This window comes from Cellulosilyticum sp. (assembly GCF_982396655.1).
Window position 1 is genome coordinate 1 of record NZ_CEVXFV010000037.1, and the last position, 15,065, is coordinate 15,065.

Consider the following 15,065-nt stretch of genomic DNA (forward strand, 5'->3'; position numbering starts at 1 on the left):
TATATTTATTTTGTTTTAAAAAAAGAAGAGAAATTTTTATTTCTCTTCTTTTTTTAAGTTTAATTTTTGTATTTTATTGCCATTTTCAATTTATAAGGTGGTTGTTTTTGTTCTGTCGTATCTTTTATGCTGCCGACTCAAGCGAAACAACAAGTTCTTCGCCATTGTAATCTACAACAAATGTTGAAAATGGCTGAACTTCTTCTGCAATCAACTTACGTGCAATTAATGTCTCTACTTTACGTTGTAAGAATCGTTTAAGTGGTCTTGCACCAAATACAGGATCAAACCCTTGCTTTGCAATATAATGTTTTGCAGCATCCGTAAGCCTTACAGAAAGCTCTTGATCTTTAAGACGTTTGTTAAGATCTTTTGCAAGTAAGTCTACAATCTGTATAATTTCAGTTTGATGAAGTGGTTTATAAAGTACAATTTCATCTAATCGGTTTAAAAATTCTGGTCTAAAGTGTGTTTTTAATAAATTATTAACATTTTCTTCTGCTTCTGCACTAATGTTACCCTTTTCATCAATTCCCTCTAATATCATTTGTGAACCAATATTAGAAGTTAAAATAATAATTGTGTTTTTAAAGTCTACTGTACGTCCTTTAGAATCTGTAATACGTCCATCATCTAATACTTGAAGTAATACATTAAACACATCTGGATGTGCTTTTTCAACTTCATCAAATAGAATAACTGCATAAGGTTTACGTCTTACGGCTTCTGTTAATTGTCCACCTTCATCATAGCCTACATATCCTGGAGGTGCGCCAATGAGTCTTGCCACAGAATGTTTCTCCATATATTCACTCATATCAATACGAATCATACTGTGTTCATCATCAAATAATGCTTCTGAAAGTGCTTTAGCCAGCTCTGTTTTACCTACACCTGTAGGCCCTAGGAATAGGAATGAACCAATTGGCCTTCTAGGATCCTTAATACCAGCTCTTGAACGGAGGATTGCATCTGTTACCTTTTCCACTGCTTCATTTTGACCAATCACACGTTTATGCAAAATATCATCAAGATGAAGTAATTTTGTACGTTCACTTTCCATTAATTTTGTAATAGGAATCTGAGTCCATCTTGCAATAATCTTTGCAATTTCTTCTTCATTTACCTTATCACGAAGTAATTTGTCATCGCCATTAGCATGTACTTTTGCCTCTGCTTCTTCTAATTGTTTTTTTAGTGATGGAATTGTACCATATTTAAGTTCAGCAGCTTTATTATAATCATATTCTCTTTCTGCCTTTTGCATATTTGCTGTTGCTGTTTCAATTTGTTCTTTTAATGCACGCACATTAGTAATCATCTGTTTTTCATTTTCCCACTGTGCTTTCATACTTCTAAATTTCTCACGAATTTCAGCCAGTTCTTTTTGTGTTTCAGCTAAGTTTTGTTTAGAAATTGGGTCATCTTCTTTTTTTAGTGCTGCCTCCGCAATTTCAAGTTGTAATTCTTTACGTGCAATTTCATCTAATTCTGTAGGCATAGAATCAATTTCTGTACGGAGCATTGCACAGGCTTCATCCACAAGGTCAATCGCTTTATCTGGTAGGAATCGGTCTGAAATATAACGGTCTGAAAGAGTTGCTGCTGCAATAAGGGCATTATCTTGTATTTGTACCCCATGATAAATTTCGTAACGTTCTTTAATACCTCTTAAAATAGAAATAGTATCTTCCACAGTAGGTTCATCTACCATAACGGGTTGGAAACGTCTTTCAAGTGCTGCATCTTTTTCGATATATTGACGGTATTCGTTAAGTGTAGTTGCACCGATACAGTGAAGCTCACCTCTTGCAAGCATTGGCTTTAAAAGGTTACCTGCATCCATAGAACCCTCTGTTTTACCTGCACCTACAATAGTATGAAGCTCATCAATAAAAAGTATAATTTTGCCTTCACTCTTTTTAATTTCCTGAAGGACTGCTTTAAGACGTTCTTCAAATTCACCACGATATTTAGCCCCTGCTATAAGCGCTCCCATGTCTAGTGAAAAAATACGGCGATCTTTTAAGCTTTCTGGAACATCACCTTTTACAATACGTTCAGCAAGACCTTCAGCAATAGCAGTTTTACCAACCCCTGGCTCACCAATTAATACAGGATTATTTTTAGTTTTACGAGAAAGAATACGAATCACATTACGTATTTCACTATCACGCCCAATAACAGGATCTAACTTATGCGCTCTTGCACGTTCTACAAGATCATATCCATATTTATTAAGCACATCATAAGTACCTTCTGGCTCTTCACTTGTTACACGACTACTTCCTCTTACTGCACCTAAAACCTCTTTAAATCCCTTAGTTGTAATATGATAGGCCTTAAAGATACTATCTAACTGCGAATCCGCCTTTTCAATAAGGGCAAGCATGATATGCTCTACAGATATATATTCATCTTGCATTTTATCTGCAAGCTTTTCACTATAGTTTAAAGCAACATCTACGCTATTTGAAACATATATCTTATCTATCTCACGCCCAGGTCCGCTTACTCTTGGAAGTCTACTTACAACATCTGCTACAGATTGTAACATTGCCTCTAAGCTAACATTCATCTTAGTCATAAGTTGAGGGATAAGTCCCTGTTCTTGTGTTAGAAGGGCATATAAAAGATGCGCTTGTTCAATTTGATTATTTTGATGTTCTACGCCGATTTGTTGTGCACGGCTAATTGCTTCAATAGAACGTTTTGTAAATTTTTGTGTATTCATAATGTATGCCTCCTTTTATTTATTACTCTATTTTTCGCTTATTATTTTTTAACTTAAAATCTAAATGAGTATTTTAAGGGATTTACAATAACTTTCATATAAATTAACGATTTCTTCTGGTGATTCAATACCTTTTTCAATTTGTGTAAAGAAAATACGCAAGCCTTGATCTAAAAGCTTTATATAATCAGATAAGTAACCTGCTAAATATGGATAATTTTGAGGTGTCATAAAGCTTTCAAGATTTAAAGTGCGTAACCACTTTACACCTTCTTCTTGAGACCAAGAAACTGGATGTGTGCCATTTTCTAATGCTGCCCAAAAATTAAAGAATGTCTTAAGATACCCCGAAAGAACTGGACTTTGTGTACGTGACACAATTCGAAGTTGTCCTATAAGTTTCCCTTGCTGCTGATTAATATAGAAGCTATAACGAATCGTTGGATTATATTTGTAACGTAATGCACTTTTTATGCTATACATATGCTCTGCTGCTTGATTTTGAATCTGAAATTGTTCATGTGGCATTAAATATGTTGAAATTTCTTCAAAAAGCTGCTGCAAACGTTGCTGTGGTGTACGCATTGCTACCTTCTCAGCAAGTATTTCATTAATAAGTTGCGAACGACTTGTTCCCATCGAATACGCCAGTTTATCAATGGCATCTACCACTTCATCCATCAGAACTAAACTGTAAACACTTTTCTTCATCTCTTCACCTCTTTTCTAAAATTATTGTATTCCTATTTTAATAATTTGTCAACGTTGTTATATAATCTTTTTTACAAATTATTATATCATACTTACATTTTATTATTTCTCTTGCTAGTTATTTTATTCATACTTAAAGTTACTAAGGATTTTCTGATTCTCATATTTTCTAAAAAAAAGGTAACACTAAAAATAAAATCAATACAAAGGATGAGTATAATGTTTAAAAAGTTTTTTTACTTGATACTATTAGGTACATTTATATGTTTAACTTCTTACTATGCACCAACGCTTCTTGCAAATTCAAATTTAAGTAATACCAAAATCGATTGGTGGCTTGTAAGGGGAAAAAATCATCAAACACCCGGATTTAATGATAAACTAAGTTTTAAACTCTCAGATTATGATGCAATTTGCTTAGGTGATACTTCAAGGCCTGTTATCTATCTTACATTTGATGAAGGCTATGAAAATGGCTATACACCTAAAATATTAGATGCTTTAAAAGCCACTGATACGAAAGCTATGTTTTTTGTAACACTACCTTATTTAAATCAAAATCCGGATTTAATAAAACGCATGCAAGAAGAAGGACATCTTGTTTGTAATCATTCCAACCATCATAAGTCCATGCCTACTTTAACCGGAAACCCTGAACAATTTAATGCAGAATTCACAACCGTAAGTGATGCATATACTGCTATAACAGGTGCAGCTATGCCTCATTTTTTCAGACCGCCTATGGGGCATTATTCTGAACGCTCCCTTGCTATGACAAAAGCACTAGGCTATAAAACTGTCTTTTGGAGTTTTGCTTATGGCGATTGGAAGCCCGAAGCACAACCCGATCCAATAAAGGCCAAACAACTCATGATTGATAATCTTCATAACGGTGCTATTTATTTATTACATGCTGTTTCAAAAACAAATACTACCGTCCTTCCTGACTTTATTAATACTGCCAAAAGTATGGGCTATACTTTTGAACTTCTTCCTGAATAAAACAAAAGAGTGTAACTTATCTCACACATAAGTTACACCCTTTACTTCATATGAATTACATATTCTCAACAAAAAATCCAACATCCCAACTTTCAATATAACTGAAGTTAAAACCTTGGTCTTCAAATAATTCATTAACACTCTCTATAAAATCATCAATGCCACCCAAAGCTTCATCTAATGCTTCAAAAAGTCGTTTTAACCGAATACTTTTATAAGCTGCCTCTATAACATACACATAATTTTCATGCATTTCTTCAATGTATTCTATTGCTTCTTCTAAAAGTCCATCTAATGGCTTATGGAAGGTCATAGTCTTTCGTACTGCTATTATCTTGTTCATTGTAGCAATAACTTCTTCAGCCGTTTGAATAAGTATGTTACAAAACTCCTTTTCGACTTCTAAATCACCTATCTTTTTATTTTTAAGTGCGATGATGTCATTTTGTAACGTTAATAATACTTCCACACTTTGCCTCCTAAATTATACTTTTGGGCTTATTATACCCTTATTTATACTTTTAAACAACACTGCATATCTCAAGTTGTTCAGCCACAGCCATAATATATGCTGTAACAGATACCTTTTGATTAAACACAAAGAAGTGTCCACCTTCATAATGCTTATAATGACACTTCTTTCCAAGTAATGCTTCCCAGCTGGATACATCACTTACAAAATGATCTTGTGTTCCATTTAAAATGGAAACTTCACAGTCAATCATCATATCTTTAGAGGTATAAATATAACTTTCCAAAGCACGTACATCCTTACGCAATCTCTTAAATAAATGATAACTCATTTTTTCATCTTCTAAAACACTGGTACTAATGCCACCAAGTTGCACAAAATAATCCCTAAACTTTGCTTCTTCTAGTTCTGACATCTTACTATCTTTAAGGCACTCCTTAGGGGTACGATTACCTGAAAAAAATACATGGCATGGTAGTTTATAGCCATTTTCCTTGAGCTTAAAATACAATTCATATGTAAAAATACACCCCATACTATGCCCAAATAACATATATTCTTGTCCATCCTTTATATTTAAAATCACCTGCTTATAAATATCTTCTAGAAGCACATTAAAAGTTGTGGCACATGGTTCTTCACTACGCTGACCTCTTCCTGGATATTGAACAGTGATTAGTTCTAAACGATCTCCTATTAATGCTTTCCAAGATTTGAACTCATTTCCCATTCCACCCGCAAAGGGTAAAGCGATAAGTTTCATTATAATTCCTCCAAAATTTATTTCAAAATTTTAAAAAATATTTTTTGTTTTATGATATCATAATCTTTTAAGTAACCGCAAGTACATCTTAGACAAATCTCCTATAGAAAAAGCAAAAATCTCTTATAGCCATTAAAGACCATAAGAGATTTTTAAACCTTAAACACCCTCATTATTAAATTTAGGAATAAAACTTTCAAGCGCAGTCTCTCCTTCTTGAATAAAGCCATTCTCAATTCCTAATTTAATCGCATAATTTACAAGCTTTCTATAAGCTATTTTAGCTACCTTACGATTAAGTTCTGGATAAGCATTAACCTGTGCTAAAGGCGTATACTGATTCATCATACTAATATAAATTTTATCGCCATACGTCTCATATAAGTAGCGTATAATATTTTTAGAATCTTGTAAATACCCTGGTAACATAAGATGGCGTACAATAACACCTTTTTGCATTATACCCTCTTCATTAAAGCTAGGTAGCCCTACCTGACGTACCATTTCTTCAAGTGCCTTGCTTGTTACTTCAAAATAACTTGGTGCATTTGAATATTTCTTTGCTAATAATGAAGACTTGTATTTAAAATCTGGTAAATAAATATCAATTAGTCCATCTAACAGCTGCAGACTCTCTACTTTTTCATAGCCACTTGTGTTATATACAATAGGTAGATGTAAACCTTTTGCCTTTGCTATTTCTAATGCTTCTTTGATATGGAGTATGTAGTGACTCGGTGTGACCAAATTAATATTTAAAGCACCTTTATCTTGAAGCTCTAAAAAAATCTCTGCTAGTCTATTCACTGTAATCACTTTGCCCACCTTACCTGATGCAATACATTGGTTCTGACAAAAAACGCACCCCATACTGCATCCCGAGAAAAACACTGTCCCTGACCCCGAGGTACCTGATAAACAAGGTTCTTCCCAAAAATGCAGCCCAGCTCTTGCTACGATAAGCTGAGCATCTACCCTGCAATACCCCCTTTGCCCATCCCTACGATTTACTTTGCAATTTCTTGGGCATAATTTACATTCTTCTAACTTTTGCATATCTAACAAAATCTCTTGCCTCCATTATAAACTACTTAGTATGAAAACGACGTATAAATTCATTTTCTACACGTTTATCACCAAAAAGAATTGTTCCCAATAAAATAAGAGCTGAAATAATAACACTAACTGTTGCTAATAATGGCCATTCAACAACCTTACATATAATAAGTATAATCTGACCTAGACTTAAAACAGACATAGAAAGTTGATACATAATATACTCTTGCCAGTTCATTCGATTCACAATCATTAACAGCATAATAGCTAAATTGGCAATGAGACAAATACATGGTAAAACGTAATTAACTGACCATCCCGTATAGCCTATGGCATAATCAATCAGTACAATTAATACCATTGCCCCTATAGTTTGCACCAATATTTTAGCTGCCAAATTTGCTCTATGTAGCACCGAATATCTTACAGTGATTGCAAAATAAAATGCACTTGCAATCACGATGATATATCCTACTAGATTATTATACAGCAAGTAATTTCCTATACTAAAAAGTGCTACAACTACAACAAGTATAAAGCTAAAAATACGTTTTAACATATGATAACGTTCTACATTAAATTGCACTGTAGGATACATTTTTGTGCCTACTTCATCTTTATTTTCTTCTAGTACATGTAAACAAAGTGGACAAATATAAGTATCATCTAATATTTCAACTTGACATTTAGGACATCTTCTCATTTAAAACACCATTACTTTCTATTTTTACTCGTACACCTTCCTGTGTAAGCTGACGAAATACACTACGTTGTAAATAAGGTTCTTTTAAAACAGTTGCAAAACTTAAAACAAGCTCACTACCATAACTACACACGCTACATTTCATCTTCTGCTTCTTAGAAACACCTATAATGAAATGAAAACGTTCAATCTCTTCTTTAAACTCAGGTAATACATCAATAGCACCTAAATTTGAAAGTGTCGTAGTCGTAGCCTTGTTGCTTTGACTAAAAACATATTTAAGTGCTAAATATTTAAAGGGAAGCGGTGCAAAGCGCAAGTAGAATTTCTTCTCATTTGATACATTATAGGAAATTGTTTTTTCAAGTTTTTCCTTTGTAATTTTTTCATCCATTTGTGAACTTACAATTTGCAGGACCTCTTCAAATGTATAAGATGCCTTAACTGGCAAAAATTCAATCATTGATACTGCAAAAAAATTCCTTGTCGTTGTAGATTCAAAAAATTTTCTCAGATTAATAGGTATATTAATCGCAATAGGATTTTGGGATGCTTGTCCATTTAAATATTCTTTATAAATTCCCCAAATAATTAATGCCGTTAAATATTTAGTAACGCTTACACCTTGTGCCTTACAAAGTTTTTTTAAATCTTCAATGTTAATGTAACCATGAATAACACTTATTCTTTCAAACTCTAATAGTTCGCCTTGAAGCTGATAAGCTTTTTGCTTACTATATCCTTTTACTTCTAGTGACTTATAATTTTTAATATAACTATCTTCTGTATCTAAATAGCATGCACGGCTTGGTTTTTTAAAATTAATTTTCTCAGATTTCACGCCTTCATCTTGCTGTGCCTTTTTTAATTTTAAATAATGATATGTTAATTCTTTTAAGAAATTCATTGCCCCCATACCATCTGTAATGGCATGAAAAACCTCTAAATTAATACGTTTTTCATAATAACTTACACGAAATAAAAACATTTGATGACTTCGCGGATCTATATATTGACAAGGATACGTACTTTCTTCTTCAATCATAGGCTGGCGTGTATTCATTTCAAAATAATACCAAAACACACCCCTTCTAAGTCTTACACGAAATCCCTCAAACCATGGTAATACTTCTTCTAAAGCTTGCCTTAAAATTTCAGGTAGGACTTTTTCTTTGAGCGTTACGGATACCCGAAATACATTACTTAAGTTTTCATTTGCAATGACTGGGAATAACTTTGCTGTATTATCTAATCTTTTCCATCCAAGTTGTTCATTGCTTGTTGTCACCTTTATTCCTCGTTTCTTTAAGTATACTAACCTATTTAAGTATACCATATATTAGCTTTTTTTACCCTTCTTATTCTAGTATTGGTGCTGAATAATTTCTATGATTTGCATAATAGCTTGCTTAGCTTCTGGAATAGGATAGGTTGTAAAAATATGATTCATATAAGGATATTCAAAATAGTTAATTTTTACACCAATCTCCTCTAGAAGCACTTTAAGTTTTCTCACATCTGGTAAAAATATTTCATGTGTTCCCACAAATAATGTAAGCGGGGCAAGCCCCTTAAGTTCTCCATTAATAGGACTTAACATATAGTATCCTAAATCCATTCCACCAGCATAACTTTCTCCATCTGCTCTTAAAGCAGCTACACTTAACATTGGATCTAAACTTACATACTGTTTGATTTCCGGATTAGATAAGGTTAAATCTAACCAAGGTGACATAAGGATAATCTGCTCCGGCTGTGGCAAACCTTTTTCTAATAAACATTGTGCTAGCCCCAAAGCAAATCCACCACCTGCGGAATCTCCCATAAGAATAACATTTTCAGCTCCTACATCACTAATAAGCTTACGATATACTAAAAGTACCTTCGCATAAGACTGTGCATAAGTATAGCGAGGTGCTTTAGGATAAATAGGTACTGTAACAGAAAGAGGCATTTCTTCTGTTAGTTGATGTACAAAGCGCCAGTGAAACAAATTCGGCGGATGAATATATGCCCCTCCATGCAAATATAATATATGCTTAAGGGGCATTTTATCTTCTGTTTTTAAAAAATAAACAGGCATATCCGCATAGACGGTTTTCGTAATATTATATTTTTCTTGCAAAAAGTTAGGAATTTCATACGTATCTTCATTTTCTTCCATATTCTTCAATGCAGCAACTTCTGCTGCATGGCTTTTATGATGTTTAAATAACGCCATTCCTTTTTCGATAATACGACTTTGTACGCTAGGATTTTGATACGCTTTAATACCCTCTTTATTTTTACGTAGTTGACCAAGTTGTTTATGATGCATATTATGTTTCCTTTCTTTATAACAAAGGTGCCCTTTACTTTGTTAAACCTAATTTAATGAATAATTATTTGATAACATATTCGTTGACATTCACCTGGTAACAGTTTATTTCCCCACTCACGTTCTTCTAATGTGCCATTAAAATCTGTACGATCACAACGTCCATACCAAGGTTCAATACAAATAAATGGTGCTGATTTTTGTGCTGGGGACCATATACCAAAAAGTGGTGCATCAAAACTTACTGTTACATAAGGCTTTTTATCTTTATCAGCTAACCAAACCTTTTGTGCCTGATAATTTTCAATAACTAATGCATCTTTATCAAATAGCGTAGGTGTCATCTTATAATAGCCATTTTCTAAAGATAATATATGGCTTTCATTTGTTAATAAGCCTGCTTCATTAAGAAGTCTGTAGTCAATAAAACCCTTATCTGTTTCAAAACCAATATAATAATCTGTTTGCAGCTCATCACGGCGAAGCGGACAGTTAAACGCTGGATGTGCACCAATACTATAATGCATTATCTTGTTATCTAAATTCGTTATTTCCCAAACCACCTCTATTGTCTTTCCCTCTAATATATAACCAATCTCTAACTTAAACGCAAAAGGATAGCACTTATTAGTTACCTCATTGGCAGTTAAAACTTGCCAAAGACTATTATAAGTTTGTAACTTTTTTTCAAAGTTTAAGTCTCTTGCAAATCCATGTTGCCCCATAGCATACGTTTTTCCTTCGTAAATATATTCTTTATTTTTAAGGCTTCCTACAAACGGGAATAAAACAGGTGCATGTCGCTTCCAATAGGTAGGGTCCGCTTGCCATAAGTATTCCAGGTTATTCTCAAGATTAATAATTGAACTTAATTCCGCACCCAATTTATTAATTTTTACTTTTAAAAATTCATTTTTTAATTCATATATCATTATTTTCCCCTTTATCTCTATGTATTTATTCCCCTAATACTTTTAACATAATTTCCATAGAAGTTGTAAACTCTTCATCAGAAGAATTCTTAAAAGTAAGTAAGCCATCACTATTTTGTGAGTCCCCTAATAATTCTGGGATTTCAAAATTCACCCCACTAATGTATTCGTCCCAATGTTCAATTTTCCAGCTATCTCTGTCACTCGCTCTTTCAATCATACGTTGCTTGCAAATCTCAGGTGAAGTCTCTACCCATATGATAACTAACTTTGCACCTTTTTCTCTTACTTTTTCTTTTAAGTTTTGCATATATTCCGGATTTCTAATCTCCCTAGTAAAAGGTGCATTGATGAGTACTTTATCTTCATATTCAAGGGCTTCTAATGCTAAATCTACTGTAGCCATATATTCATAATCTCTGATATTCTCTTCAAAAAACTGCGAACTACGATTATAGGGTTCCCCTGCCACTTTAAAAATCTGTTTAGAAAGCACAATGAGTGTATCTTTATCTAAGTACACTACATGCTTTAATGCTTTAGCAAGTTCCTTTGAAATAAATGTTTTCCCACAAGCTGGTGGGGATGTGACTAAGATTAAGCTTTTCATTTCATATACCCCTTTTCTCAATGAATGATTGTTAAATTTTTATTAAACATTACCTCTTTATTGTAGTATCTTTTTTATCTTTTTTCAATTATATTCTTTACCAAAGTCTATCGTTAAATACAACTATTTAGAACATGGAAAAACAAAAAGAACACAAAGTAAATTCCTTTTACTTTTGTGTTCTTTGACTATAATCTATTAATCACGAAATACAACGCCGCCCTCTACGCTCATTTCATCAATGATTGCTAAGGATTCTAATCGTACACCACTTTCACGAATCATTTCCCCACCTACTTGGAAGCCTTTTTCAATGACAATTCCAGCACCTACTAATGTGGCACCAGCATCTTTTACAAGCTGACTAAGTCCAAGAAGTGCTTTACCATTTGCTAAAAAATCATCAATAATCAAAATGTGGTCTTCTGGTTTTAGAAACTCTTTTGATACAATAATATCATATACTTTTCCATGTGTAAAAGATTCTACTTTGCTTGTGTAAACATCGCCAGCAATATTTTTAGTTTGTGTCTTTTTAGCAAATACAACAGGTACATTAAAGTGTCTTGCTGCAATACAAGCAATAGCAATACCAGAAGCTTCGATTGTTAAGATTTTTGTAACCTTTTCACCTGCAAATCTTCTTTTAAACTCTTCACCAATTTGCTCAAATAAGTTAATATCTAATTGATGATTTAAGAAAGAATCTACCTTAAGCACATTCCCTTCTCTAATTTTTCCATCTTTTACAATACGTTCTTTTAAAACTTTCATAAGAGCCCCCTATGCTTTTTATATAATCTATTATTTATTTCATCAACTATTCAGTTTCCATACTTTTTGGTAAAACTAAATTTAAAATAACTGCTGTAAGAAATACTACCGCTACACAGTTTTCAGCAAATACATTCTTTATCACCTCAGGGAAGATTAGGAAGATATCTGGCACTTGTGTAAATCCAATTCCTACACTTAATGATAATGCTGCTATGAGCATATTTCTTTGATTGTAACCGCATTCCGCCATCATATGAATACCACTTACAACAATTGAACCAAACATAATCAGTGTACAACCACCAAGTACTGGTTCTGGAAGTGTTGAAAGAATATTACCAAATATAGGAAACAATCCTGCCATAATCATAATTAAGGCACCCATTAGAATCGCAAAGCGATTCACAACTTTTGTCATTGCTACGAGGCCTACATTTTGGCTAAATGATGTAATCGGCATACAACCAAATAACGCTGAAATTGAACTAATGAAACCATCACATGCGATTGAACCACTAATCTCTTCTTCAGTTGCTTCTCGGTCTAATCCTGTTGCTGCAAGAGCTGATGTATCACCAATCGTTTCTGTTGCAGATACTAAAAAAATCAGCACAACTGAAACAATTGCATTTAAATTAAACTCTGGTTTAAATGGTAAAAACTGTGGTAATGCAATAAAATTACTACTTGCTACATTGCTAAAATCTACTTTACCCATCAGTATTGCGACTATATAACCTACAATAAGTCCAAATAAAACAGCTAACTGCTTATAATGTTTCTTTGCAAAAATAGTAAATAATAAACAACTTAATAAGGTAATACTTCCTAAAATCAGATTTGAAGCTGAACCAAAGTCTGCACTACCATTTCCGCCGCCAAATGAATAAGCACCTACATTTAAAAGTGAAAATCCAATAGCTGTTACAACACTAGCTGCTACAATTGGTGAAATGAGCTTACGCCAATACTTAGCGAATAAACCAAGAACGCCCTCAATAAGACCACCAATTAATACTGCTCCTATCACAGCATTATAACCATATGTACTTCCAATAAAACATAATATAGAAACGAATGTAAAACTAATCCCCATAACTATTGGCATTTTTGATCCAATTTTCCAAACAGGATATAGTTGTATAATTGTACCAATTCCTGCAACTAACATAGCACATTGAATCAGCATAGCACTCTGAGCACTTGAAAGTCCAGATGCCCCCGCTACTATAATAATAGGTGTAATATTTGCCACAAACATGGCCAAGACATGTTGAAGTCCAAAAGGAATTGCTTGTCCTAATGGTACTCTTCCATTTAATTCATAAACATTTGTAACTTCTGCCTGCATTTTACGCTACCTCTTTCTTATACCTCTCTGATAGCATGACAGTATAAAGTGTCCCTGTAGATATGAGAAGGCCAAGCCTTCTTAAAAAAATCATATCGTAGTCAAATCCTTTAAGGTGATTTGGTAGAAACTGTCGAACCATATCTTCAACGCTATACGATGTCTGCTTTTAAATTATGTTACTTATCTTAATATAAAAATGTCGTTTTGTCTACTATAATATTTCATTTTTATGTATACATATGTAGAATTATATTGAATTATGTATTTTTTTATACATTCTGTCTAATCCTACATATTTATGGAACTAATCTAACCCTCTCAAATTATTTTTAAAACAAACTCATCTGTTCATTTTTATTAATGCTTTCTTCGGTATTTTGCTTCACTTCCTGAGTTTTTTTAACAGCTGCAATAAACTCTAATTCTGGTTCAGAAAACTTCATTTCTTTAACTGTTTTCTTTACACTTTTTTCTTCTTCATCTTGCACTAATAAACTGTTAAATTCATAACGCTTACATTGAACTCTTAGAGCTTCCTCATCAATATGCGTTTTAAAATCATCTAATGTATAATCTAATGGAATATCTCTCTTGATGCGCCCTAATGCTTTACTTTCAAAGGCTGATGCCTTACCAGACTTTTTATCTTCACTTTCCTGTTGAAGCAAGAACTTAAGTGGAGAACGCGCAATGCCTAAGTCTACCTTCCAAAACTCTTTTAAAAACTTTTCTTCTTCTGCTGTTAGCCCCTCAATATGCGCATAAAGATTTTCAATTGTTTTATACTCACGTATAAGTGGTACCGCCGACTTTTCACCTACTCCTTTTACCCCACTAATATTGTCACTTGCGTCACCACAAAGTGCTTTAAGATCTAAGCATTGCTCCGGTGTAACACCCTGATAAAGTTCCACTAAAGGTGGTGTAAGCTCTACCACCCCCTCTGGTAACACTCCCGCGCAATCAGGATAAAAGCGCTGTACAAGCTCTTTGCTTTTAGATGTTACAAGCCAAAGTCTTGTATGATTGGAAACAAGCTGTAAGTAATCGTTATCCTTTGTTAAAAGATATACTGGTATTTCTTCTTCAAACTTAGCAGCCATAGAGCCTAAATAATCATCTGCTTCAAAAACTTCTGAAATAGATGCATTGGGATCACTCATAAGTTGTTTAATCCCAATAGCACTTAACAAATCTTGCATATTTTTAAATTGCTCTTTAAGTGGTGGATCAGTTTCTTTACGTGTCCCCTTATAATCACTAGCAATCTGGCGTCTAAATGTATTACGACTCACATCCCATGCTACTGCAATATGAGACGGCTGTTGCTCTCTTATAATCTTTAAAACTGCCTTTAGCATCCCAAACATGGCATTTGTGTATACTCCATCTGAAGTATGTAAAATTTTCGGAAATAATGCTTCACGTTTAGCCATATCTGACACACCTTGAAGTTGTCTTGGCAAGTTGCCATGGTAATGGGTGCTTAGCAAACTACTACCATCTATTAATAATAACTTTCGACTCATGTTAAAACCTCACTGTGTAGAATATAGTCTTATTATACGTCTTATTATACTTTGTTGTCTACTAATCGATTTTTTGACTGCATTTTTAACTGCATTTAACTATAG

Annotated in this window: 14 protein-coding genes and 1 riboswitch; of the genes, 1 reads left to right on the forward strand and 13 read right to left on the reverse strand. The window is 33.5% G+C overall.

Going from position 1 to position 15,065, the window contains the following annotated elements; all coding sequences use genetic code 11:
* Positions 1-124 precede the first annotated feature (124 nt).
* Together clpB and AC1VAQ_RS14505 are read right to left on the reverse strand one after the other, a co-directional pair.
* A complete protein-coding gene (clpB, locus tag AC1VAQ_RS14500) occupies positions 125-2,734 on the reverse strand; it encodes an ATP-dependent chaperone ClpB (protein ID WP_302597564.1) in 2,610 nt (869 codons plus the stop codon).
* Positions 2,735-2,794: 60 nt separating this feature from the next.
* Positions 2,795-3,445, reverse strand: a complete 651-nt coding sequence (locus tag AC1VAQ_RS14505) for a ribbon-helix-helix domain-containing protein (RefSeq protein ID WP_302597565.1) — start codon at positions 3,443-3,445, stop codon at positions 2,795-2,797.
* Between the two features lie 219 nt (positions 3,446-3,664).
* On the opposite strand from AC1VAQ_RS14505, the gene AC1VAQ_RS14510 reads away from it, so the two are divergent.
* Positions 3,665-4,447, forward strand: a complete 783-nt coding sequence (locus tag AC1VAQ_RS14510) for a delta-lactam-biosynthetic de-N-acetylase (RefSeq protein WP_302597567.1) — start codon at positions 3,665-3,667, stop codon at positions 4,445-4,447.
* A 55-nt stretch (positions 4,448-4,502) separates the two neighbouring features.
* Here AC1VAQ_RS14510 and AC1VAQ_RS14515 read toward each other — a convergent pair whose 3' ends face one another.
* From AC1VAQ_RS14515 to AC1VAQ_RS14565, 11 genes are all read right to left on the reverse strand, one after another.
* A complete protein-coding gene (locus AC1VAQ_RS14515; RefSeq protein WP_303244054.1) occupies positions 4,503-4,916 on the reverse strand; it encodes a hypothetical protein in 414 nt (137 codons plus the stop codon).
* A 52-nt stretch (positions 4,917-4,968) separates the two neighbouring features.
* Positions 4,969-5,682 carry a thioesterase II family protein gene (locus AC1VAQ_RS14520; RefSeq protein WP_302597570.1) on the reverse strand — a complete coding sequence of 238 codons (714 nt, stop codon included), beginning with the start codon at positions 5,680-5,682 and terminating at the stop codon, positions 4,969-4,971.
* 159 nt (positions 5,683-5,841) lie between these two features.
* Positions 5,842-6,738, reverse strand: a complete 897-nt coding sequence (locus AC1VAQ_RS14525; protein WP_302597592.1) for a radical SAM protein — start codon at positions 6,736-6,738, stop codon at positions 5,842-5,844.
* A gap of 31 nt (positions 6,739-6,769) precedes the next feature.
* Positions 6,770-7,441, reverse strand: a complete 672-nt coding sequence (locus AC1VAQ_RS14530; protein WP_302597571.1) for a DUF6320 domain-containing protein — start codon at positions 7,439-7,441, stop codon at positions 6,770-6,772.
* A complete protein-coding gene (locus AC1VAQ_RS14535) occupies positions 7,425-8,729 on the reverse strand; it encodes a hypothetical protein (protein WP_302597572.1) in 1,305 nt (434 codons plus the stop codon). The genes AC1VAQ_RS14530 and AC1VAQ_RS14535 overlap by 17 nt, the downstream gene beginning before the upstream one ends.
* A gap of 75 nt (positions 8,730-8,804) precedes the next feature.
* Complete coding sequence (locus AC1VAQ_RS14540) at positions 8,805-9,758, reverse strand: alpha/beta hydrolase fold domain-containing protein (RefSeq protein ID WP_303244055.1); 954 nt, start codon at positions 9,756-9,758, stop codon at positions 8,805-8,807.
* Positions 9,759-9,811: 53 nt separating this feature from the next.
* On the reverse strand, positions 9,812-10,690 hold the full coding sequence (locus AC1VAQ_RS14545) for an aldose 1-epimerase family protein (RefSeq protein ID WP_302597575.1): 879 nt from the start codon (positions 10,688-10,690) through the stop codon (positions 9,812-9,814).
* 25 nt (positions 10,691-10,715) lie between these two features.
* Complete coding sequence (locus AC1VAQ_RS14550; RefSeq protein ID WP_302597577.1) at positions 10,716-11,300, reverse strand: P-loop nucleotide/nucleoside kinase family protein; 585 nt, start codon at positions 11,298-11,300, stop codon at positions 10,716-10,718.
* A 198-nt stretch (positions 11,301-11,498) separates the two neighbouring features.
* Positions 11,499-12,074: a xanthine phosphoribosyltransferase gene (locus AC1VAQ_RS14555; RefSeq protein ID WP_302597579.1), complete on the reverse strand. Its 576-nt coding sequence runs from the start codon at positions 12,072-12,074 to the stop codon at positions 11,499-11,501.
* A gap of 46 nt (positions 12,075-12,120) precedes the next feature.
* Positions 12,121-13,428, reverse strand: coding sequence for a uracil-xanthine permease family protein (locus AC1VAQ_RS14560; protein WP_302597581.1), 1,308 nt, complete (start codon positions 13,426-13,428; stop codon positions 12,121-12,123).
* Between the two features lie 78 nt (positions 13,429-13,506).
* A riboswitch (purine riboswitch) is annotated at positions 13,507-13,608 on the reverse strand.
* A gap of 152 nt (positions 13,609-13,760) precedes the next feature.
* The gene (locus AC1VAQ_RS14565; protein WP_302597582.1) at positions 13,761-14,960 is read right to left on the reverse strand and encodes a 5'-3' exonuclease; all 1,200 of its coding nucleotides are present in this window, start codon (positions 14,958-14,960) and stop codon (positions 13,761-13,763) included.
* Positions 14,961-15,065 lie beyond the last annotated feature (105 nt).